The organism is Listeria booriae, assembly GCF_000766865.1.
Classification (GTDB): domain Bacteria; phylum Bacillota; class Bacilli; order Lactobacillales; family Listeriaceae; genus Listeria_A; species Listeria_A booriae.
This window is the reverse complement of sequence record NZ_JNFA01000025.1, coordinates 92423-114360: the sequence shown is the minus strand read 5'-3', so window position 1 is coordinate 114360 and position 21938 is coordinate 92423. Positions and strand designations below refer to the sequence as shown.

The window sequence follows — 21938 nt, the reverse complement described above, 5'->3', positions numbered from 1 at the left end:
AATGCAGCAAGTTGGATGGATTTTTAGGCATAATTTGAAGAGTTTGACGCAGAGTAAGGCGAAACTGCTGATGATTATTGGCTTGCCGATTTTGAGTATTTTGATTTATTTCCTTTCGTACGGTGCGCAATCGGATACGAGCGGGCTCAAGATTGGTCTGGTGAATCAGGATCAGGGCGTGTATACGACGCAGTTGGTGGATTGGATGAAAGATGCGAATACGCAGGCGACATCGGTGTCACTGAAGGACGGAAATGAGAAGTTAACGAGCGGTTCGCTGGATGCGCTTGTGATTTTAGGAAAAGGTTCAGAAAAAAGTATCGCCGTGCTTGATCCGCAACATATTACGGTGAAATCGATTCAAGGTGATACGGTTAATAATGCGGTGAAATCAGCGGTCAATGCTTCGCTTACAAACATGATGACGATGATTAAGGCGAGTAATGACGGCGGGCAAAGTTTTTCTAAATACGCGAAAACTTTTGATACATCCAAAATTACCATTACGCAAAAAACGACAAGCAACCAACAAGATGTTGTTTTGATGATGTCCATGCAGATTTTAGGATTTCTATGTATGATGTTGCTTTACGCGGCGGGAAATTTAGGAGAATTGATTTTACAAGAGAAAGAGGACGGGACGTTTTACCGGTTGATGTCTACGCCGCTTAGTAGCAAGGTGTATTTGCTAGGGAACGCGTTGTTCTCATTAGCGGTTGTTGTGACGGAGATTGTCATTTGTTTAGTTGCCATGCGCTTTGCTTTCGGGATTGATCCTGGTGTTTCTTATTTTGCGCTATTTGGTATTTTGTTTATTTTTGCAGTGATGGCGGTGTTGTTATCGTTGGCACTTGGTTTCACAGCGACGAGCAGGAAGAGCGTCAGCGGTTTGCAGATGATTTTGTTCACCTTGACGAGCTTGCTTTCAGGAGCACTTATTCCCGTTGCTATCATGCCGAACTTCATGCAAAAATTGGCTGAATTCATGCCGCAATATTGGGTGATGGACGCAATTACGACATTACAGCAAAATGGTAATTTGGCATCAATTAGTCTGAACATCGCAATATTGCTTGGTTATGCGTTACTGTTCTTCTGTATTGCCAGCTATAAATTTACTAAAAATGCACGCGTTAATTCTTTCGTATAATGCAAAATTCCGCGCTACCTTATCTTAGGCATCGCGGAATTTTTTTCAATCCAATTAGAAATCGTTGTAAGCGCCATGTTACTGTCAAGCGCGATGGCAACGGTGAAATCCTCCGCGTCTTTGTTGCCAGCGAGGAGTTGCCAGCCGTTGTATTTCAGAAATAAACCTAAAGAAGCAAGCGCCGTCCGCTTATTTGCATTTGCAAAACAATGTTTAATGACCAAATTTTTGTATAGAATACCGGCTTTCTCTGGGATGGATGGGTAGAGTTCCTGATTAAAAACAACTTGTTTCGGCAGCTCTACACTCATATTAAGAGAATTCGGTTCCACGACGCCTATTGGTTCCATCGGGCTATATTTCTTGATCAACAAACCGTTTAGCATGATGATTTCTGGTTCCGTTAAATAACGAATGGTCATCGATCAACAAGTCCACGGAAGGCTTGGTCATACTCGTCCAACACTTCTTCGGCCATCTTTAAGAATTCTGGTGATACGGTTTCTTTCTTCTCGGCGGCTTTTCTTAGTTCTACTTCATTATCTTTGATTACAAACTCCACATTATCTCCGGAAATGATACCTAATTTCTTCATAACATCGGGCGGTAATGTCGTAATTACGCTATGTCCAGATTTTCTAGTGGATCGCTTCAATGCGTACATCATCATTATCATCACCTTTCACCTATTAGTATACATGTATATACGTATATATTCAAGAGCAAAAAGATTCATTTAAAAAAGGCAAGATTTCTCCTGCCCGGTCTATATTATTTATTTCGTTCGTAAAACGCAACAAAATTAGCCACAACCGAATCAAGAAAAGCAACAGTGCCTTCGTCAATAAGATCGCCTTTTTCGTCAAATTTCGTATGCGCTGCGCTAATGAAGACTTCATTTGCTGGCAAAATACGCATGCCCATTGTATCGAGAATTTGGCGTAAATGCATTTGTGCGCGAACGGTTCCAAGTCCACCCATCGAAGCGCCGACAATAAATCCTGGTTTTTCTTTAAGGTCAGGAGTAATCCGGCTCGCCCAGTCAATCGCATTTTTTAAAACGCCTGAAATCGAGTGATTGTATTCCGGTGTCACGAATAAAACAGCATCTGCATCATGAACTTCCTTCTTAAAAGCAACGACATCAGCTGGCAAATCAGATTCCAAGTCCTCATTGTACAGCGGTAAATTCAAATCTAATAGTTCCCCGTCGATATCTTTGGCATAACGTTTTTGAATAAATGTGGCTAATGTTTTGTTGTACGAATTCTCTCTTAAACTACCTACTAATATTGCTACTTTCATCTTTACATTCCTCATTTCATTGACTTAATAACTTAATATTAACAACTTACAAAAAGTAAGTCAATGATTTACACTCAGATATTCTCTTTATGTTCACGAAAACGGCGAATACTATGATTTAGCACCTCAGAAAGTACAAGTCCTGCCGCAATCGCACCAGCAACTAACGCCACCCGAACTGAAAAAGAAATGGCCTCAATATAATCACCGAGCACAAAATTCCGAACAGCTTGATACGCCAAGCCCCCAGGCACCAGTGGCACAATTCCCGGCACATTAAAAATCGTCACAGGTAACCGTTTATATTTTGCAAAAAAGAAGCTCGCGATGGCGACAATAAAAGCCCCGGCCAGCGTACTCATCGTTGTTCCCGCATCCAAATGCGACAAAATCCAATACGTCATCCAGCCAAACGTTCCCGTTAATCCGCAAGCAATCAGTGATCGGCGCGGCACATTCGTCGTAATCGCAAACGCCATTGTGGCTAGAAAACTAAAAACTAATTGCATTAAAACCGTCCAAAACATTATCTAACCTCCTAACTTTCCTGTCGCATCACGTAAAGAATCGGAAAACAACCGCAATCCCAATCCCAATCGTTCCAGCCGTAATCAAAGCTTCCGTCCCACGAGCCATCCCCGACAAAAGATGTCCAGCCAATAAGTCGCGCACCGCATTCGTAATCGGCACACCAGGCACAAGCGGCATCACAGCCCCAATCACCATCTTATCCAAGCTCACGCCCCAGCCAATCGAAATCACCAGAACCGATAACAACCCAATCGAAAAAGCAGCCAAGAACTCCGCCAAAAATTTCACCTTGAAAAATTCCGTCCCATAATAAAAAATCACAAATCCAATCGCACCAATCAATGAAGTCGCAATGAAATCCTTCCAAACACCGCCAAAAATCATCATCAACGTCCCACTGACAACCGCCGAAGCCATGACTTGTAGCCAAACAGGAAAGAACTTCACTTCCTTATCCAGCGACCGTAGTTGCGTGTACAGTTTCCCTAAAGAAATTTTGCGCATGGTGAATTCTCGTGATAAATCATTGACCATCGATACTTTCTCCAAATTTATCGTCCGCGTTGGAATCTGCTCCATTTTCACCGTAGAGCCACCTTGAAGTGCCATAAAAATCCCCGTCGGCGTCACAAAACTAATACCTTTCGTCTCCGTCGCAGTCTCCGCAATTCGGCTCATCGTATCTTCTACGCGGTACATCTCCGCGCCACTTTCCATCATAATTTTTCCCGCGAGTAAACACGTTTCTAACAACAGATCTTCCGAAGTCTCTTCCATCCAATTTCCCTCCGTTCCAAGCAATCTCTATTCCCATCCTAACGCACCTACCACGATTTTTCTAGTCAAAATAAAAAGATTTTTCGAAATGACGATTCCAAGAGGCGATTTGAGGGTAAAGATTTGGTAATATGAACTATGAGTAAAGAACATATATAAAGGAGTTTTGGCAGATGAGCAGTATTGAATATGAAATTGTAGAACATATTGGTGTATTATCGGAAAACGCGAAAGGCTGGCGAAAAGAAGTGAATCTAATTAGCTGGAACGGTCGCGCGCCGAAATATGATATTCGTGATTGGTCTCCGGGAAACGAGAAAATGGGCAAAGGTATCACGTTAACGGAGGAAGAATTTAAGAAAATCGCTGAACTAGCGAAATAATGGGGGTATTTTTATGTTTGCATATGATATTTATGAACCAATTAATCGCAAAACAAATGACGTATTTCCAACCGTCTTCGCACTACACGGTCTAGGCGCTGACGAGCTGGATTTACCGGGAATTCTAGAGTCGATTATGGACCGATTTGTTATTGTCGGAATCAGAGGCGGTCTTCAAAAAGGGCCTGGTTATGCGTTCTACAAACCGGTCGTTGATGGCGAGCCAAGCGAAGAGTCGATTACATATGCGGCAAACGACATCCACAATTTTATCGAAAAAATCAGCAGACAATACCCAACAATCGACCGCAAAAATATGTATTTACTAGGCTTCGAACAAGGCGGCATCGTTGCCATGACCGAATTTGTGCGCAATGGTGGCATGTACCACGGCGGCATTTTCCTAAGTGCCAAACTACCAGCGTTCCTTGAAAAATCACCGAAAAACCTCTTACTCAAGAACAAGCGAATTTTTGTAGGACATGGTGTGGACGATGCTATTGTACCAGTCGAAGAAGGCGAGCGCATTACCCGCTTTTTCAAAACGATGAGCGACAATGTTACCATGCGCACCTACTACGTACAGCATAATGTCAACGCCGCAGAAGAAGATGAAATCATTGATTGGCTAACAGAAACAGAGCAAGTAGACAAATAGGGAGGAATACAAAATGAAAGCACTCGGATTCACCACATACGGAGCACCAGAAGTCTTCGAAGAACTAGAACTACCAAAGCCAACACTAGGCGAAAAAGACGTATTAATCAAAGCCCAAGCCGTAGGAATAAACCCGTACGACGCATTACTCCGCGCAGGAACCATGCAAAAAATAAGACCACTCGAATTCCCAATCGTTCCAGGCAGCGATGTTGTCGGCGAAATCGTCGAAGTAGGCTCAAAAGTCAAACACTACGCAATCGGCGATATCGTCATCGCCCACCCCAGCATCGGCGGCTACGGCGAATACGTGGCTATCTCCAGTGCAAAAATCGTGAAGAAACCCGAAGAAATGAGTCTAGAAGAAGCAGCAGGCCTAGCATCCGTCGGAACCACAGCTTATTTCGCAATAAAATTAGCAAAATTAAAAAAGAATGAAACGCTAATCATCCAAGGCGCTTCCGGAGCAGTCGGTTCCATTGCCGTCCAAATTGCAAAAGAAGCAGGGATTCACGTGATAGGAATCGCGCACAGTAGAAATCGCGATTACGTCAGTGCGTTAGGAGCCGATGAGGTCGTGGCGTATGATGAAGGAAATCTTGCGAACAGATTGGCTGATAAAGCAGATGTCGTGCTCGACGCTAGTTTTGGCGGAAAAGGTGCGGCAGAAGGTTTGCAGTTCGTGAAAAAAGGCGGGCGTTACATTTCGCTTACTAGTTTTCCAGATAATGCGGAGGAGAAGAAAGTGAAAGCGATGCGGATGATGCGGACGAAAGATATGAAGGATAAAGAGGCACTTGGTTATTTGGCAGACTTGTACCGCTCGCATAAATTACGACTCAAAACTGCCGAAACTCTCACATTTGATTTGCGTGGGGTAATAGGAGCGCATCAGTTGATTGATAAGAAGAAAGTAGCTGGGAAGCTGGTTTTGAAGTGATATAGTTGGTAAATAGACACCTAATTCTGTATGGAATTAGGTGTCTATTTTGTGAACATTTGAAAATAAAGCGTATGAAATTGCCTGTTATCAGGTGCAGGGAATAGATGCCATGTTTTATAATATAATTGGCTGTATGAATTTTTACAGACTGACGAGATGCAAATGAGGTGATTACTTGAGACTGAAGATTATGTGTGATTTAAGTAATGAAAAGTTTCCATTGAATTTTAGACGAAAAATATTGATGGTTTTCAAAACGGGTCTAAAAAAAGCGTATCCAGAAGTATTTGAAGATTTATATGGAGCTAACCGGCAAAAAGATTTTACTTTTGCGGTCTATTTCCAAGATGCGGTGTTTGGAAAAGAAGACATTACAGTAAAAGGTAAGCGCTTAATAATTAATTTTTCAACAGGAAATGCAGAGCAGGCAATCATGTTTTATAACGCATTTATGAAATTAAGAAGAGAGCAAATCAAGATTTCAGATGTGTGCCAGCTAGAAGTGAAGTCAGTGGATATGGTTCGAATTGCTCCGATTGAAACGAAAAGCATTGTACTCCATACGCTATCTCCAATTGTATGTCGCGATCATAACAGAGAAACACAGAAAGACTGGTTCTATATGTTCGAAGACGAGCAGTTTATCCCGATTTTGAAACGAAATTTACGTATCAAACTAGAAGGCAAATATGGAAGTTTTATTGCGCAAGACATTGAAAACATGAAAATCAAACCAATCAACATGAAAAAAACAGTCGCGCAACACTACGATATTTCCATTGTATGTTCTTTGGGATTAATTGAGATCGAAGCAGAAAAATATTTGTTAGAGCATATTGTTGAATCAGGATTCGGCGCGCTTACTGGCATGGGATTCGGCATGCTTGCGCAACAATAGGGAGGTGAAATCATGAGAGAAATAGAATGTCGAACTGGAGATTGGCTGTTTAACGCTGGCCTCGTCGGATTTTTGAATATTGTAGGCAAAGAAAATGTTCGAATAGAAGGCCAAAGTTTATTTTTTAATGCGGCTTTGCTGGATGGATTTGAGGAATCCTACTTTGCGTATTTCATAAAAGCTTACGAAAAGACACTTTCTTGGTATAAAATCATTTCGTACAAAGAAGAGATGGAACGGCATCGCGAAGCAGACTTTTCGGATTTTGACGAGTTGTCGCTAGATAGGCTTAATGACTACATAGCGAATGTTGCTAAATATTATTTGAAAAGTAGTAGTTATGTTAGCGCATATCCACTTATTGACGCAACGAAAGATCCCGTTGAATGGGGAAAAAACCTTGCTAAAGTCGGCCAACTGAAAAAGAAAGAAACGTTCGAGGAAAAGCGTACAGAAATCATCCAGAATGTAAAACAAGTCTATGTTCAACTGGATGAAATTATCGACTTTTGCCAAAAAGGAAAGAAATATTTAGCCGCTAAAAACGTGATTTATACAGTTATTAAAAATGGCTGGAATGGTATTAGTTTTCTAAACCCGCAGACGAAAGAAAAAGATTGCTATATCGATTATCGAACAAATTTTGTGGACCCAGTATTGGAGCATCTTGAGACAGACTTAGAAAAAGCGAAATTCAACTGTACTACTTGTAACGAACCAATAAAAAATATGAAACTGGATCTGAGTTTTATGAATGAAACAGGTTTTGATACAGCGAGAAAAACATCACATGTCTGGGATTTCAACAATGATATAGCAGTTTGCCCAATGTGTAAACTCATCTATTCTTGCGTTCCAGCTGGGTTCACATATGTATATGGTAACGGTATTTTCATCAATGACTCCATAAATATAGACACGTTGCACGCAGTAAATAAGAAGGTTCACAATGAAATTCTACACCATAGTACAGACAATCTAACATCAACGAGTCCGTATCGCGCACTAATCGAAGCAATCACGAATCAAACAGAAGATAAGCGTCACTATGAACTTGCAGATATTCAAGTAGTTCGCTATGAAAACGAAACGTACCGCTTCAACATTTTATCAAAACGTGCTTTGAAAATATTTCGAGAATCCAAAGAAGCATTGAAAACGATTCAAAAATGTGGCTTGAAAGAAGGCAATCTGAACATTAATTTCTACCAAGAAACAGTTCGCCGTCTTATGAATAATGAAAATTTATTTACATTTATTCACAAAACGATGTATTTAAAAGTAACTAATGTTAGCAACACCTATTACCATATGGGGCATGTAGGCGCATTGCTTAGCATCAACACTAATTTTTTAAAGGAGATAGAGGCGATGACAGACATTTCGAAAGGGCAAATCTGGCACATTAATAAATGCGGTACGGAGTTCAAAAAAGCATATCCTGAAAACAAATTAAGCGGTTTTAATTACAAAATACTAAACGCGCTAAAAACCAATAATCGTGATGCGTTCATGGATATCATTTTAAACAGCTACTCTTATTTGGGCAAAGCAATACCAGACTTCTTTTTAAAAGCATTTACAAATGACGAGACTTTTAAAACAGTCGGATATGCTTTTATGGTTGGCGTAAATGGGCCATTAGAAAATAACGAAAACGGGGGAAATAAGGATGAAGAGTAAAGGACTAGCAATGACAATTATTTTTCAAGCAGAAAGTGCGAACTACGGGGAGAGTCTAGGAAACATCTCAGCACTAAAAAAAATATCGCGAAACAACGGCGATCAGTACACGTACATATCTCGCCAAGCAATTCGCTATAACATGATGGAGCAGGTGGGTGAAAATCCTGCTCCGGTAAAGGCAGAAGGAAGTGGGGACAAGAAAGTTATCCAATTCCTAAGCGAGGCAACCATTACAGATTATCCAGAATTAGATTTCTTCGGCTATTTAAAAACCGAAAAAGGTACACAAGGACAAAAACGTTCTGCAAAAGTACGCCTGTCTAATGCTATCTCGCTCGAAACTTTCAAGGCTGACTTGGATTTCTTAACGAATAAAGGACAAGCCGATAAAGTTGGTGAGAACATGAATATTGCCCAAGCAGAAATTCATCGCTCTTACTATCGCTACACTGTAACCATCGATTTAGACCAAATTGGTATCGACGGACAAGTTGAAATTGACAACAAAGAAAAAAGCCGCCGTGTTCAAAAATTGATGGACACAATTGCATTATTATATCGAGATATTCGTGGTCGTCGTGAAGATTTAAAACCGCTATTCATTGTTGGCGGCGTATATGATGTAAAAAATCCAGTTTTCCAAAATGTTGTGGATATTAAAGATAACAAGATTCTTGTGGATAATATCTTGGGTGTCATTGACTATCCTGGCATTAAAGAAAATACAAAATGTGGCGTCATCGATGGACAGTTTGAGAACACATCAGAAATCAAAACAGAACTTCACGCAGAATCCGTACCAGCATTTTTCAAAGATCTTAAAGAAAAGATTGATGCATATTATGAAAGCAATTAGAATTAAGTTATGGCAGGATTTAGTGAATTACAAGAAACCAACTAGTTTTCAGTTAAAAGAAACATACCCATTGCCGCCGTACTCCACTGTTATTGGAATGGTGCATACGATGTGTGGCTTCACGAGCTATCATCCGATGGAGATTAGTATTCAAGGGAAATATTTCTCGAAAGTAAACGATTTGTACACGAGATATGAATTTAAAAATGGTATGAAATATGAGAAAAGTCGCCATCAGTTAGAAGTAGGCGAGTATGGCGTTGGACGCGGGATTGCTACGGCGGAATTGCTTGTGGATGTAGAATTATTATTGCATATCGTTCCTGAGGATCAAAGTCTAATAGAGGAAATTGCTCAAGCATTTGAAGTGCCACAAGAATATCCATCGCTTGGTCGACGCGAAGATATTGCGACGATACAAGAAGTAAAGGTAGTCCAGATTCGTGAAGTCGAGGCAGAAGATGATATTTGTTTAGATAGAGACTATGGTGCCTATGTTCCAAGTTCTATACTAGGTAAGCTAACTTTTACACCTGATATGCACAGTAATATCGGTAGGAATGACATGCTAGGAACCCGTTATTTACTCACTGATAAATATGAATTGGTAAATCGAGGTACGGCTAAAGCGCCTAAGATGTACCGAAACTGGTCTAAAAAAGATGTTTTTTACACGACTTCGATTTTGGTATCAGAAGAGGATGAATTTTTCTTAGACGAGGATGGAAAACCAGTATTTTTAGAGTTTGCTTAAATAAGTCAGGAGGGAGGTTATCTCTCTCCTTTTTTGGAGGTATAATATGAACCGATATTTAGCGAAATCCAATCCAGAAGAAACAATCCAAGAACATACCGATAATTTATTAACAAACTACAAAATCTTGCAAGAAATTTATCCTGAAATTCCGGTTAACTGGTATTTTTTGAAGTTGGCATGTCTAACGCATGATCTTGGAAAGATGAATGTATATTTTCAAGAAAAAGTGTCTGGTGGAAGGCGAAACAAAAAAGAAATTCCACATAATTATCTTTCTGTAGCGTTCGTCCCTTATAAGAAATTGAAGGAAGAAGGCTACTCAAAAGAGGAAATTCAACTTTTATTTCAAGCAGTTGCGCGTCATCATGAGCGTGATATTCATTTTACATTGGAAGAATGGTCGAGTGAAATGCAAAAGTTGGAACAAGAATGGAACGGATTTACATATGAGGCATTAGGGGATAATCAGGCTTATCGAAATCGTATTCCTTCCAAGTACTATCAAGTTTCTGTACGAATTTTTGAAGGGGATAATGCGCAAAGCTTCGAACTTTTCATCCAATATGTTCTTCTAAAAGGTCTCTTAAACCGCATTGACTTCGCAGCGAGCGCCTATATCGACGTCGAAAAACCAAACGACTTCCTAGAATCCGCATTAAACAAGCAACTCGAAACCTTCCGCAAATCAAACCCTGCCGCGGATTGGAAGCCTTTACAAAAATACATGTATGCCCATCAACAGGATAATATTATCGTCGTCGCAGAAACAGGAATGGGGAAAACAGAGGCTGGTTTGTTATGGCTCGGAAATAATAAAGGATTTTTCACGCTACCTCTACGCACGGCGATTAACGCGATTTACGACAGGCTTGCGAGCAGCGAAACGGGCATTATACGCGAAAACGTGACGGATAGGGTCGGACTTTTGCATTCGGAAACTTACGGGCAGTACTTGCAACGCGAAAAGGATATTCAAGACATCGAGGAGTACTTTACAAAAACACGCCAGATGTCGCTGCCAATCACTGTTTGTACGTTAGATCAATTGTTTGACTTTGTCTTCCGATATGCAGGATTTGAACCGAAATTGGCGACGTTATCTTACTCTAAAGTTATCATCGACGAAGTGCAAATGTATTCGCCGGACTTGCTTGCCTACCTCATCGTGGGGCTTTCCTATATTCAAAAAGTGGGCGGTCAATTTGCGATTTTAACAGCGACATTACCGGGAATTATTCCAGATTTGCTAGTGAAAAATGGTGTTTCTTTTACGCGTGCCGAAGAGGATTTTATTTCGGATCGGATTCGCCATAGTTTGGAAGTTGTGCATGAACAGATAAATAGTGATTTTATTAGCGATTTTTATGATGGAAATCGGATTTTGGTGATTTGTAATACGGTTCGTGTAGCTAAAGAGATGTATGAAAAGCTGGAGAAAATATATGGTGATGAAGTGAAGTTGATTCATAGTCAATTTATTAAGCGGGATCGGAATGCGAAATCGGATGCTATTTTGGCGGATGGACATAAGACGAGCGAAGGACCTTGTATTTGGGTGGCGACGCAGGTTGTCGAGGCTTCGCTAGATATTGATTTTGATTTGCTGTTCACCGAGTTATCTGATTTGAACGGATTGTTCCAGCGCATGGGTCGTTGCTATCGTAATCGCGAGCTAGATGTGGCGACGAACGTCTATGTTTTCGATGAAAAATGCTCCGGAATTGGGAAAAATAGCGTCATTGACCCACTAATTCATCAAAATTCGAGAAAAGCGTTGCAAGAAGTGGGAGGTGCGATTTCAGAAGCAGAGAAGTTGGCGCTTATTGATTGCGTTTACTCTACCGAAGCGCTAGCAGGTAGCGATTATTATGAAACCGTAATTTGCAATATCAACTACGTAAAGTCATTTCACACATACGAGCTTGACAAAAAGACCGTACGCGAAAAATTCCGCAATATTAATTCGGTGACCGTCATTCCAGAGCCAGTTTTTGACGAAAATCGAGCTGAAATTGATGAATATATGGCGGAAATAGCAAAGTCTGGAAAAGAAAATAAACGAAGCAGAATGGAGGCCAGAACTAGGTTAGCCGAATTTATGATGGATGCACCTGGATATATCGTCAAAAAGGGCGATGTGGATAAGAAGAGAATTAATGATTACGAGACAATTAGTGTTTTTAAATATAATTACAGCTCTGAAATTGGCATTATCCTAGAAGAATCACAAGAAAAAGTAGTATTCTGATTTACGAATGAAAGAGACAGTGAAGCATCGTAAGTTAGCTCGAAATGTATCATATCGTCATTTGATTAGGCTTGAGTGTTACAAACTCATCAAGCATTTAATGAACGATAAGCCGTATGAAGGCTTCAAGATTTGGTGGTGAGATATGTATATTATCTTGATTTACGACATAGCAATGGATAACGGCGGCCCGAAAGTATCGAGAAATATTTTCAAAATCTGCAAAAAATATTTAACCCACGTGCAAAAATCGGTATTCGAAGGCGAAATAACACCAGCACTACTTGCCAAATTGCGAATGGAATTAGACCAGTATATTCGTGACGAAGAAGATTCCGTCATTGTGTTTTCTAGCAGAAATGAAAGATGGCTGGAAAAGGAGTTTTGGGGTGTTACGGATGAGAAAACTTCGAATTTCTTTTAGTATGTAGAAAAATCTGTCGACCTCCAGTAGTGCAAAATAATGGGGGCATCGACAGATTTTTGTTAAGCGTTGGTGTGATTGGGTTTAAGGCTGTTTTTGATGTTCGGCTTGTAAGGTTAGAGAGCGAAAATTTAGGATTTGGTTGTCGGTCGACAGATTTGGGTGTTTGAGGTATGATGGGAGTAGGCGTTGATGGGGTACCTGTTTTTATCTAAGTAATGTGAAATGTAAATATTGTTAGCATATCTTGTTTTAATTCAAATAAAGGTTTTTATCTAAGTAATGTGAAATGTAAATCAGGATAAAATTGCGGGGGATGAAGAACTCAAAATAGTTTTTATCTAAGTAATGTGAAATGTAAATTACTGTAAAAGTAACACTAGGTAAAGTTAGTACCTCGTTTTTATCTAAGTAATGTGAAATGTAAATTCGTCTGAACCTATCATTTAAGCGTCATATAACAAGGTTTTTATCTAAGTAATGTGAAATGTAAATCGTTGTAACCATGCCAATAACTCATAAATATCATTGTTTTTATCTAAGTAATGTGAAATGTAAATATGCTCCAATACTTCTTTTCTAGCAAACTGGAAGCCGTTTTTATCTAAGTAATGTGAAATGTAAATCCACGCTTTCATTTCAGCGCCGCAGCTGGGGCAGAGTTTTTATCTAAGTAATGTGAAATGTAAATACTTCAAATTTAGGCTTAACGGTATAATTACCCATGTTTTTATCTAAGTAATGTGAAATGTAAATTCCTCATATAGGACAAGGCCCCCGACGGTACTACCGTTTTTATCTAAGTAATGTGAAATGTAAATCAAGGCGCTATCGTCAATTATATGGGCGCAGGGAAGTTTTTATCTAAGTAATGTGAAATGTAAATTTTTACGCGATGTTCTGCTAGCTCGTCCTTAACTTCGTTTTTATCTAAGTAATGTGAAATGTAAATACAAGTGTTGCTGGATTAGTCTTTTGCTATCCCGTTGTTTCTATCTAAGTAATGTGAAATGTAAATTTCGTTCATCGCTCGAGCAATGTTTTCATGGTATACGTTTTTATCTAAGTAAATGTGAAATGTAAATTGCCAAGATCGCCAATTTTTGATTTTGTGTTATTAGTTTTTATCTAAGCAATATGAAATCTAAATTAGGAAAAGGGCGCACTTATACACCCTGCTTTTCCCAAAGTACTATGAAACATAAATCAATCCATTTAGCTACGACTGCTTTGGCAGACAATCTCTCGGTCTACCAAGCAATGTTCGCAGCCAATAGACTCTACTTTCTAGCGCTCACAAAAAATCCTCACGATAATCCTTAACATACTGATCAAATGAAGTAGCCTCTCGTTGCAACAATTCCTGTGCTGCTGGGGTTATTTGTTTTGCGTTTCCCATTTGGGTAATGAAGTAAAGCATGGTCATGACGTTGGCGAATGCTTTTGGGGTTCCGCGTTTTATTATTGTTGCGCGAAATCGTAATAGGGACGGCTTGCTGTATGTTATTTTTCTCCCTAGAATGGCTGTCATTTTCTCTGCCACCTCATAATACGTCAATGCTTCTTTTCCGGTAATACTATACTTTTGTCCGATATGTTGGGGTGTATTCATCAGGCAAATAGCAGCGATCTCCCCAATATCACGCGTATCAATAAAGCTCGTCCGCGCATTGCCCGCAGGTATGAATAAATCATCATGTTTCTGAATATCTTCCTGATGTGTCGTATTAAGGTTCTGCATGAAAAAACTAGGACGCAAAAAAGTAAACGGAAGATCTAGGCGCATCATTTCTTTTTCAATCTTGTGATGTGGTGTCACCGGATTCTTCTCAACACCAATCAGTGAAACAAAAACGACATGCGCGATTTGCCTTTCTTTTAGAAATTGTAAAAATGGGAACATGTCTTCCTTAGGCGTCGATAACTGCGGCGGGCGAACAAAGAAGACTTTTGAGATACCTTCTAGTGCAGCGGGATACGTGCCTGTATCTAAAAAGTTAAAATGCGCAATGTCCACCAAATCATTGTTTTGCCATAATGCTCTGCTTTTTTCGGGATTGGAAACGCCGGCACGAACTTGATGCCCAGCCGCTGTTAATGTTTGAACGACTGTGAAACCGATGTTACCAGTGGCTCCTAGTACTAATATTTTTTCCAAATTGGTCATCTCCTTCTGAAACTTTGTTTGTGTCTTTTTGTTATACATTTAGTAGAGAGTGTTCTCCGTGTTATGATAATATAGAAAATAGGTGCTCTATAAATTACACATTCGGAGGAGGCAATATATAATATGTTTGACATGATATACACAATTATAGTTATTGCAATGACAGTGGCTCTTGTAGGTGGTTTTATTTATTGGTTCATTCGTCGCTCAAAAAAACAAACTTAATGATTTGTCCTCCAACGGACTGCTTCCCGTTCCATCTCTTTCACAAACGCATCTTTCCCATCACAATACCCATCAATATCATCCGGATATTCGAGGGCTAGCTTGGCTTTTAGTTCACCATAAGCGTCGGCAACGTCTTGATGTGAACGCAAATAATCACGGACGGCTAAATGGCGGGTAATATCCACTTGATTCGCTTCTTCAAAAATATGAATATGATGTGTACGCGTCTCGCTCCCTTTACGGAAATAACGACGACCAGGCATGCCAAATTCGCCCATGCATTCATAGCCCAACTTTTCAAAAGCGTTGTTATGAGCGTCAACAGCGGTGATATTTCGAACGACTGGCATGATATCAATGATTGGCTTTGCTTGTAAGCCTGGCACGGAGGTGCTGCCGATATGGTGAATGGCGACGAGGTTATCTTCTAGAATCGCGGAAATTTGCTCGGATTCGTTTTGGTATATCGCTGGCCATGTGTTGGAATAGGCGACTACTTGTATTTTCATGAAAAATCGCTCCTTTTTTGTTTGTATTTTGCTTTGTTTACGTTAGAATAGAGGTAATCTAGTTTTATTATAGCGCAACCATTAGGAGGGAAACACGTGGAAGTTTTTGAAGAGTTTATTGGGAATATTGAAAATCCTGAGCATCAGGCGCGTATGGCGGAAGTGCTGGCGTGGATTGAAACGGAATATCCGGATTTGGGGCAACGGGTTGCTTGGAATCAGCCAATGTTTACGGATCATGGGACGTTTATTATCGGATTTAGTGTGTCGAAGAAACATATGGCGATTGCTCCGGAAGGGGAAGGCATGGCTCGTCTGGCGGACGCGATTGCTGCTTCTGGCTATCCTACGACAAAAATGCTTATTCAGATGCCTTGGGACAAACCGGTGGATTACACGTTAATCAAGACAATCATTGATTTTAATATTGCGGACAAGGCGGAATGCACAACGTTTTGGCGTAAATAAGTAAAGAACCTGCGAATGCTAAAGACTAGCGCGCAGGTTTATTTTTTTAGGCTACTTCTAAAAACAAGACTTTTAAATAATTGCCTTCTTTGAAAGTTTTGCGTGTTGCGAAATCGGCTGGGAGGGTGAATGCTTCGACGATTTTGTAACGGCGGTTCTGATTGGTGAAGGCTTCTTGGACTACTTTTTTGAATTTATCCATGCCGTATCCTGCGTAGTTGGTGGATGCGACGATGATGCCGTTTTTGTTGGTGATCTGGATGCTTTGTTCTAAGAGTTTGCCGTAGTCTTTGGCGACGCTGAATGTTGTTTTCTTGGTGCGGGCGAAGCTTGGTGGGTCTAAGATGACTAGGTCAAAGCTTAGTTCTTTGCGGCCGGCGTATTTGAAATATTGGAAGACGTCTTCGGCCATGATGGTATGTGCTGCTGGGTCCATGCCATTGACGCTGAATTGTTCGCGTGTTTTTGGAATGCTGCGGTTAGCAACGTCGACATTGGTTGTGTGCGTGGCACCGCCGAATGCTGCGGCTACGGAAAAAGCGCCTGTGTACGAGAATGTATTCAAAACGGTTCGGCCGACTGCATATGTGTCGCAAATGGTTTTACGAACGTCGCGCTGATCTAGAAAAATACCGGTCATTGCGCCGTCGTTTAGGTACACTGCGTAGTTAATACCATTTTCTTTAACGATCAGTGGTTCAGGAGCAACTTCGCCTGTCAAAAAGTCATCGCTTTCTACGTACTGGCCTTTGTCGTCGAAACGGCGTTTTTCATAGATACCTCGAGGTTCTAGTACGTCGTGTAGGGCTGCAATCAGCATTTTTTTCCATTCGTAAATACCGTGGCTATACCATTGCAAAACTAGGAAACCGTCGTAAAAATCGATTGTCAGTCCGCCTAAACCGTCGCCTTCTCCGTTGAAAATACGGAATGCCGTAGTTGCTTCGTCATGAAAAAAGGATTGTCGTTTTGCGAAGGCTTCTTTGAATAGGGTTGTGAAGAACGCTTGATTTAATGGTTGTGACTCGTCGTGCGTCAGTATCCAGCCGATGCCTTTATTTTGGTTGCCGTGGTAGCCTTTGGCGATGAAGCGGTTATTTTCGTCTGTGAGTCGCAGAATGGTGCCTTCTTTTAGTTCAGGCAGGCTTTGCAGGACGTCTTTTGTTAGTAGGGGATAGCCTTGTATGTATTGGTTGGCGTATTTCTTTTTTATTTTCAATGTTATTTCGTTCATTCGTTTCATCCTCATTTAAAAAGTAATACTTTTACTATATCATAATGGGCAATAAAAAACCGCAACGAGAATGCCCGTCGCGGTTTTGTTTGTTTTTTAGAAGTTTGCTACGCGGCCGTAACCAACAAGGTATTTAGCCCAGTAGCCGGATGTGATATTGTCATATTTAACGCCATTGTCTTGCGCGTTAATCATTTGACCGTTACCAACGTATATTCCAACGTGCGCAATACCGCTTCCGTAGTTAAAGAATACTAGGTCGCCTGGTTGTGCTTGGCTTGCGCTGATTTTAGTTGCTGCAGCGTATTGTGAGCCAGATGTACGTGGAATAGAAATGCCTAATTTAGCGAAGACATATTTCGTGTAACCGGAGCAATCGAATGTTGATGGACCGTTACCGCCCCAAGAATACGCTTTGCCTAGGTGTTTTTCTGCTTCGTTAATTAGTGAGCTGTAGCTTGCAGACGATGATGATGAGTTGCTGTTGTTGTTTGTGTTTGAGCTACTGCTATTGCTGCTGTTATTATTTGTATTTGAAGGCTTGCTAGCGTTGTTATTGCTTGAAGGTTTGTTTACGTTTGTTGTGTTAGACGCTGTGCCCTTTACTTTTAATACATCGCCGACTTGTAGGCTATCACTTGTCGCGTTGTTTAGTGCTTTCAAGTTATCTACTGTTGTGCCAAATTTTTGTGCGATTGTGTAGTAAGAATCGCCGCTTTGGACTGTGTAGTTCGTTGTGTTAGATGTGTCTACAGTAGGTTTGCTTGGTTTAGTGACGCTTGGAGCCGGATTGCTTGGCTTTTGTGTCTCTGGTTTTACAGTTGGTTGTTGTGTTTCAGGTTTTACTTCTGGTGTTTGTTTCTCTTGTTCTGTCACTGTTTCTTTGACAGGTGCTGAACCTTTAACTTTCAACTCGTCACCAACAATGATGGTATCGTTAGACAAGTTGTTCAACGCTTTTAGGTTAGCTACGCTAGTTCCGAAAAGGGTCGCGATTTTGCCTAGGGAATCACCGGCTTGAACTGTGTATGTAGATGCGTTTGTGTCTACTTGAACGACCGGAGCTACTTCTTTTTGTTCTTCTTTTGGTGGTGTAGTTGGCGCTTGTGTTTCTTCCTTGGCTTCTTCTTGAACAGGAGGTGTTGCTTCTTCTGTTACTGTTTCAGGAGCTTCTTCTTTCGGTGTTGGTGCAGTGACTTCTTGTTCAGCTTGTGGTGCTTTTGCTTCGCTTTCTGCTACTGCTAAAACTTGTCCAACGTAGATAGAAGATGAAGATAGGTTGTTCCAAGACATTAATTTTTGAACGGACACGCCAAATTTGGTAGATAACGCCCAAAGTGTGTCACCGTTTTTTACTGTATAGGTTGTTGCATTGGCAGAGACTTCTTGTTCTGCTGCTGGTTGTGCTACTTCTGCTTTCGGTGCTTCTGGTGCAGGTGTTGTTGTTTCTTGTTCTGTTACTGTTTCGTTTGTTGTCGATGGAGTGCTTGGTGTTGGGTCAGCAGCAGGAGCAGTGACTTCGGATACGTCAGATAGGTATTTACCGTTTACATAACCTGTTTTGCCGTCTGCGTATTCGACTTTGTTCCAGCCGTTTGTTTCTGTTGATTGAACAGTGACTTGTGTGCCGCCTTTGATAGAAGTGATGATAGAATTATCAACGCTTGGACCTTGACGAACGTTTAGCCATGTTGAATTAACAGCTTTTGTTGCTTCCTCAGTTTGTTTTACGATTTCTAATTTTTGACCGGGATGGATTGTATCTGAAGTTAATTTATTTGCTTTTTTAATGGTATCAACGTCAGTACCTGCTTTTTGTGCAATGCCCCATAGTGTGTCCCCTGCTTGTACAATGACTGTGTTTGCGGATGCGATAGTTGGTGCTGCAAAGGCTGTAACCGCGATTCCCGCTGTTGCCGTTGCTAGTGCCGCCTTTTTCATATTTTTAAAACTCCTTCCCACTCTTTTAATTCTAGGTCTTTATTTACATACTCATGTAATACCCATTTTACGGGGAATTAATTTAAATTACAAATGGGGAAATAAGGATTTGGAGCGAATCTATGAACACGCGGTATTTTCTGTAACATTGCTGTAAAGAGTAGAAATTAGAACACCTGTTTTAAGTCTTCGTTAGACGCATGGGCTTGGGGTTAATGTTGTACCAATATGTATATTCACGCAATAAAACTTGCGCAAAACGAAACCTATTTGCGAATAACAATAGAAATTTGTAATCAAAATGTAATAATTTCTTTTTGTAAAGCTCTTAACGGGTTGTCTGTAGCTTGAAAAAATATCTGTAGTTTGTTTGGTTTTACAAGGGTTTCTAGGTTATAATGGGGGGATAGGAGGCTTGCAAATATGGCACAAAGTTATGATGATCGAAAAATTGTAAAAGCATATCGGAATCTGGCTCGTGAGGTAGTGAAACGGGAAGATTTATATAGAATGATGGACCAAGAGGCATTGCGTGAGCAGACGCAACATTGGTTACAAAAGTTTAAAGACCGTGAAATTACGGAGCGTGATCGGATTTATATTTTTACGTTGGTGAGAGAGGCAGCGCGCCGGGTTGTTGGGCTGGAAGCAGTGATGGTGCAACTGATTGGGGCGTTTGTGCTTGGTGACGGGAAAATTGCGGAGATGAAGACGGGGGAAGGAAAGACGCTGGTTTCGTTGTTTGTCATGTACATAGAAGTGTTGCGCGGGAACAAGGTGCACTTGGTGACGGCGAATGAATATTTGGCAAAGCGTGACCGTGAGGAAATTGGACAAGTGTTGGAATACCTCGGCTTGTCGGTTGGCTTGAATGTGTCTGGGCTTGAGAAGGAACAGAAACAGGCGATTTATAAGGCAGATGTTATTTACGGGACGGCTTCTGAGTTTGGCTTTGATTATTTGCGGGACAATATGGTGAGGCAAATCGATGATAAAGTGCAGACAGGGCTTGATTTTGTACTGATTGATGAGGCGGATTCGATTTTGATTGATGAGGCGCGGACGCCGCTTTTGATTTCAGATCATAAGGAAGAGGACTTGACGTTATACGGGATTGCCAATGAGTTGGTGCAGACAATGCTGAAGGATGATTACGAGGTCGAGGAGAAGAAACGCCTTGTCTGGTTGCATGATGCGGGAATTGAGAAGGCCGAGCGTTTCTGGAAAATTGATTCGTTGTATGCCGAGGAAAATCAGCCGCTTCACCGAATTACGATGCTGCTTTTGCGGGCGCACTTTTTGATGCAGAAGGATAAGGATTATGTGGTGCTGGACGGGGAAGTGTTGATTATTGATCCACATACGGGACGGGCGCTGCCTGGACGGCGGTTTAATGATGGGCTCCACCAAGCGATTGAGGCAAAAGAGGGCGTGGAGGTTCGTGAGGAATCAAGGACGCTTGCCACGATTACGGTGCAGAATTATTTCCGGATGTATAAGAAGCTTGCGGGTATGACGGGGACGGCAAAAACGGAGGAAGAGGAATTCCGACATATTTATAATATGGATGTTGTGGTCATTCCGACGCATTTACGTGTGAATCGGGTGGACAATGCGGATGAAGTTTTTTATACGAAGGAACAAAAAGGGCAAGCGATTATTTATGAAGTGTCGTGGCGTTATGAACGTGGGCAGCCAATTTTGATTGGGACGTCTTCGATTAAGAGCAATGAGTGGGTCAGCGACTTGTTAACGAAGGCGGGAATTCCGCATCAAGTGCTAAACGCGAAAAACCATGCGCAGGAAGCCGAAATTATCGCGCGTGCTGGGAAGAAGGGCATGGTAACACTGGCTACGAATATGGCTGGGCGCGGGACGGATATTAAGCTGGACAAAGGGGTTTACAAGCTGGGCGGGCTTGCCGTGATTGGAACGGAACGTCATGAAAGTCGCCGAATTGATTTGCAGTTAATGGGTAGATCCGGTCGACGTGGTGACCCTGGTTTTAGTAAATTTATTTTGTCGCTAGATGATGAACTGATTGACCATTTTGATAACAAACGTTGGGAGAAATATGTTCGCCGGACGCAGCAGAAATATAATTTTGACGATAAGCCGGTGGGGTCGCGCAAGGTCCATCAATTGATTTTAGATGCGCAGAAGCGTTTGGAGAGCGGGAACTATGATATCCGTAAGGATTTGCTTTCTTATGACGAAGTGATTGATATTCAACGCAAAAAAGTATATGAAGAGCGTGATCGCCTGCTTAGCATTGAGAAGTTGGGCGCGTTCTCGGAGCGAATTTTGCGGGAAGTGGCGGAGCATGTCTTTGCGCCGAATGAGGATCAGGACGCGCGTTTTGAACAGATGGCGGAATTGCTCGGCGGCACGAAATTTCCGTTTTCTTTTGACCAGGTGACGCTGATGTCGAAACGGGAGGCTGTGGAGGCGCTGATTGATTGGCATCGCAAACAACGGACGAAGTTTCCTGCAGATACGATTCACCATATTGAGAAGGAAGTTTATTTGAATTTGCTTGATCAAATGTGGGTCGTTCATCTCGATCAAATGGTGCAACTGCGCGAAGGGATTCATTTGCGGGCTTACGGCCAACAAGATCCATTAGTGATGTACCAAAAAGAGGGCGCAGAGCTATTTAACAAGTTCCAAGATCGGTATCATTTCTACTTTGCGCATGCTTTGTTAGAACTTGATCCAGAAGGTTTGGTCGTTGGATAAGGGCTGACACGTGAATTTATCGGGATTTACTTGTAT

At 41.3% G+C, this 21938-nt stretch carries 21 protein-coding genes, 3 pseudogenes and 1 CRISPR repeat array; of the genes and pseudogenes, 14 read left to right on the top strand and 10 right to left on the bottom strand.

The window, feature by feature from the left end; genetic code table 11:
• The first annotated feature begins 1 nt into the window (after position 1).
• A complete protein-coding gene (locus EP57_RS11740) occupies positions 2–1150 on the top strand; it encodes an ABC transporter permease (protein WP_230910723.1) in 1149 nt (382 codons plus the stop codon).
• A gap of 14 nt (positions 1151–1164) precedes the next feature.
• Here the strand turns inward: EP57_RS11740 and EP57_RS11735 are convergent, their stop codons facing one another.
• The 5 genes from EP57_RS11735 to EP57_RS11715 all read right to left on the bottom strand — a co-directional run bounded on the left by EP57_RS11735 (position 1165) and on the right by EP57_RS11715 (position 3763).
• Positions 1165–1572, bottom strand: a complete 408-nt coding sequence (locus EP57_RS11735) for a type II toxin-antitoxin system death-on-curing family toxin (protein WP_052167662.1) — start codon at positions 1570–1572, stop codon at positions 1165–1167.
• The gene (locus tag EP57_RS11730; RefSeq protein WP_143812818.1) at positions 1569–1826 is read right to left on the bottom strand and encodes an AbrB/MazE/SpoVT family DNA-binding domain-containing protein; all 258 of its coding nucleotides are present in this window, start codon (positions 1824–1826) and stop codon (positions 1569–1571) included. Before EP57_RS11730 ends, EP57_RS11735 begins: the two co-directional genes overlap by 4 nt.
• A 95-nt stretch (positions 1827–1921) precedes the next feature.
• Positions 1922–2455, bottom strand: coding sequence for an NADPH-dependent FMN reductase (locus EP57_RS11725; RefSeq protein WP_036086991.1), 534 nt, complete (start codon positions 2453–2455; stop codon positions 1922–1924).
• Positions 2456–2529: 74 nt separating this feature from the next.
• Complete coding sequence (locus EP57_RS11720; RefSeq protein WP_036086989.1) at positions 2530–2982, bottom strand: threonine/serine exporter family protein; 453 nt, start codon at positions 2980–2982, stop codon at positions 2530–2532.
• 28 nt (positions 2983–3010) lie between these two features.
• Entirely contained in the window at positions 3011–3763 is a 753-nt protein-coding gene (locus EP57_RS11715; protein WP_036086986.1) for a threonine/serine exporter family protein, read from the bottom strand.
• 173 nt (positions 3764–3936) lie between these two features.
• On the opposite strand from EP57_RS11715, the gene EP57_RS11710 reads away from it, so the two are divergent.
• The 10 genes and pseudogenes from EP57_RS11710 to cas2 all read left to right on the top strand — a co-directional run bounded on the left by EP57_RS11710 (position 3937) and on the right by cas2 (position 12616).
• Entirely contained in the window at positions 3937–4146 is a 210-nt protein-coding gene (locus EP57_RS11710) for a YdbC family protein (RefSeq protein WP_052167660.1), read from the top strand.
• A 13-nt stretch (positions 4147–4159) separates the two neighbouring features.
• Positions 4160–4804: an alpha/beta hydrolase gene (locus EP57_RS11705; protein WP_036086983.1), complete on the top strand. Its 645-nt coding sequence runs from the start codon at positions 4160–4162 to the stop codon at positions 4802–4804.
• 13 nt (positions 4805–4817) lie between these two features.
• Positions 4818–5744: an NADP-dependent oxidoreductase gene (locus tag EP57_RS11700; RefSeq protein WP_036086980.1), complete on the top strand. Its 927-nt coding sequence runs from the start codon at positions 4818–4820 to the stop codon at positions 5742–5744.
• Positions 5745–5922: 178 nt separating this feature from the next.
• Positions 5923–6645 (top strand): CRISPR-associated endoribonuclease Cas6, encoded by a 723-nt coding sequence (cas6, locus tag EP57_RS11695; protein ID WP_036086977.1) that lies wholly within the window; start codon positions 5923–5925, stop codon positions 6643–6645.
• Positions 6646–6657: 12 nt separating this feature from the next.
• Positions 6658–8328 carry a type I-B CRISPR-associated protein Cas8b1/Cst1 gene (cas8a1, locus tag EP57_RS11690; protein ID WP_036086976.1) on the top strand — a complete coding sequence of 557 codons (1671 nt, stop codon included), beginning with the start codon at positions 6658–6660 and terminating at the stop codon, positions 8326–8328.
• Positions 8318–9187 (top strand): type I-B CRISPR-associated protein Cas7/Cst2/DevR, encoded by an 870-nt coding sequence (cas7i, locus tag EP57_RS11685; protein WP_036086974.1) that lies wholly within the window; start codon positions 8318–8320, stop codon positions 9185–9187. Before cas8a1 ends, cas7i begins: the two co-directional genes overlap by 11 nt.
• The gene (gene cas5b / locus EP57_RS11680; RefSeq protein ID WP_173405086.1) at positions 9165–9941 is read left to right on the top strand and encodes a type I-B CRISPR-associated protein Cas5b; all 777 of its coding nucleotides are present in this window, start codon (positions 9165–9167) and stop codon (positions 9939–9941) included. The genes cas7i and cas5b overlap by 23 nt, the downstream gene beginning before the upstream one ends.
• Before the next feature lie 46 nt (positions 9942–9987).
• Positions 9988–12192 carry a CRISPR-associated helicase/endonuclease Cas3 gene (locus EP57_RS11675; protein WP_036086973.1) on the top strand — a complete coding sequence of 735 codons (2205 nt, stop codon included), beginning with the start codon at positions 9988–9990 and terminating at the stop codon, positions 12190–12192.
• Positions 12193–12196: 4 nt separating this feature from the next.
• Positions 12197–12334 (top strand): annotated as a pseudogene (locus tag EP57_RS17200) (type I-B CRISPR-associated endonuclease Cas1b); the annotation flags it as partial.
• A gap of 3 nt (positions 12335–12337) precedes the next feature.
• Positions 12338–12616, top strand: coding sequence for a CRISPR-associated endonuclease Cas2 (gene cas2 / locus EP57_RS11670; protein WP_036086970.1), 279 nt, complete (start codon positions 12338–12340; stop codon positions 12614–12616).
• A 203-nt stretch (positions 12617–12819) separates the two neighbouring features.
• Positions 12820–13634: a CRISPR direct-repeat array (repeat unit 30 nt; unit sequence GTTTTTATCTAAGTAATGTGAAATGTAAAT).
• Between the two features lie 276 nt (positions 13635–13910).
• Here the strand turns inward: cas2 and EP57_RS11665 are convergent.
• A complete protein-coding gene (locus EP57_RS11665; protein WP_036087243.1) occupies positions 13911–14783 on the bottom strand; it encodes an NmrA family NAD(P)-binding protein in 873 nt (290 codons plus the stop codon).
• Between the two features lie 123 nt (positions 14784–14906).
• Between EP57_RS11665 and EP57_RS17385 the strand changes: the two genes are divergently transcribed.
• Positions 14907–15008, top strand: a complete 102-nt coding sequence (locus EP57_RS17385) for a DUF4083 family protein (protein ID WP_077916855.1) — start codon at positions 14907–14909, stop codon at positions 15006–15008.
• Here EP57_RS17385 and EP57_RS11660 read toward each other — a convergent pair.
• A complete protein-coding gene (locus EP57_RS11660; RefSeq protein WP_036086968.1) occupies positions 15005–15520 on the bottom strand; it encodes a GrpB family protein in 516 nt (171 codons plus the stop codon). The genes EP57_RS17385 and EP57_RS11660 overlap by 4 nt on opposite strands.
• Before the next feature lie 96 nt (positions 15521–15616).
• Here EP57_RS11660 and EP57_RS11655 point away from each other — a divergent pair, with 96 nt between their 5' ends.
• The gene (locus EP57_RS11655) at positions 15617–15988 is read left to right on the top strand and encodes an iron chaperone (protein ID WP_036086966.1); all 372 of its coding nucleotides are present in this window, start codon (positions 15617–15619) and stop codon (positions 15986–15988) included.
• Positions 15989–16034: 46 nt separating this feature from the next.
• On the opposite strand, the gene EP57_RS11650 is transcribed toward EP57_RS11655, so the two are convergent.
• The 3 genes and pseudogenes from EP57_RS11650 to EP57_RS17375 form a co-directional block, all read right to left on the bottom strand.
• Complete coding sequence (locus tag EP57_RS11650) at positions 16035–17222, bottom strand: class I SAM-dependent rRNA methyltransferase (protein WP_052167659.1); 1188 nt, start codon at positions 17220–17222, stop codon at positions 16035–16037.
• Between the two features lie 96 nt (positions 17223–17318).
• Positions 17319–18107: pseudogene (locus EP57_RS17380) on the bottom strand (NlpC/P60 family protein); the annotation flags it as partial.
• Between the two features lie 657 nt (positions 18108–18764).
• A pseudogene (locus EP57_RS17375) lies at positions 18765–19163 on the bottom strand (LysM peptidoglycan-binding domain-containing protein); the annotation flags it as partial.
• A 423-nt stretch (positions 19164–19586) separates the two neighbouring features.
• Between EP57_RS17375 and secA2 the strand changes: the two are divergent.
• Positions 19587–21902, top strand: a complete 2316-nt coding sequence (gene secA2, locus EP57_RS11640; RefSeq protein ID WP_036086958.1) for an accessory Sec system translocase SecA2 — start codon at positions 19587–19589, stop codon at positions 21900–21902.
• The last annotated feature ends 36 nt before the right edge of the window (positions 21903–21938 follow it).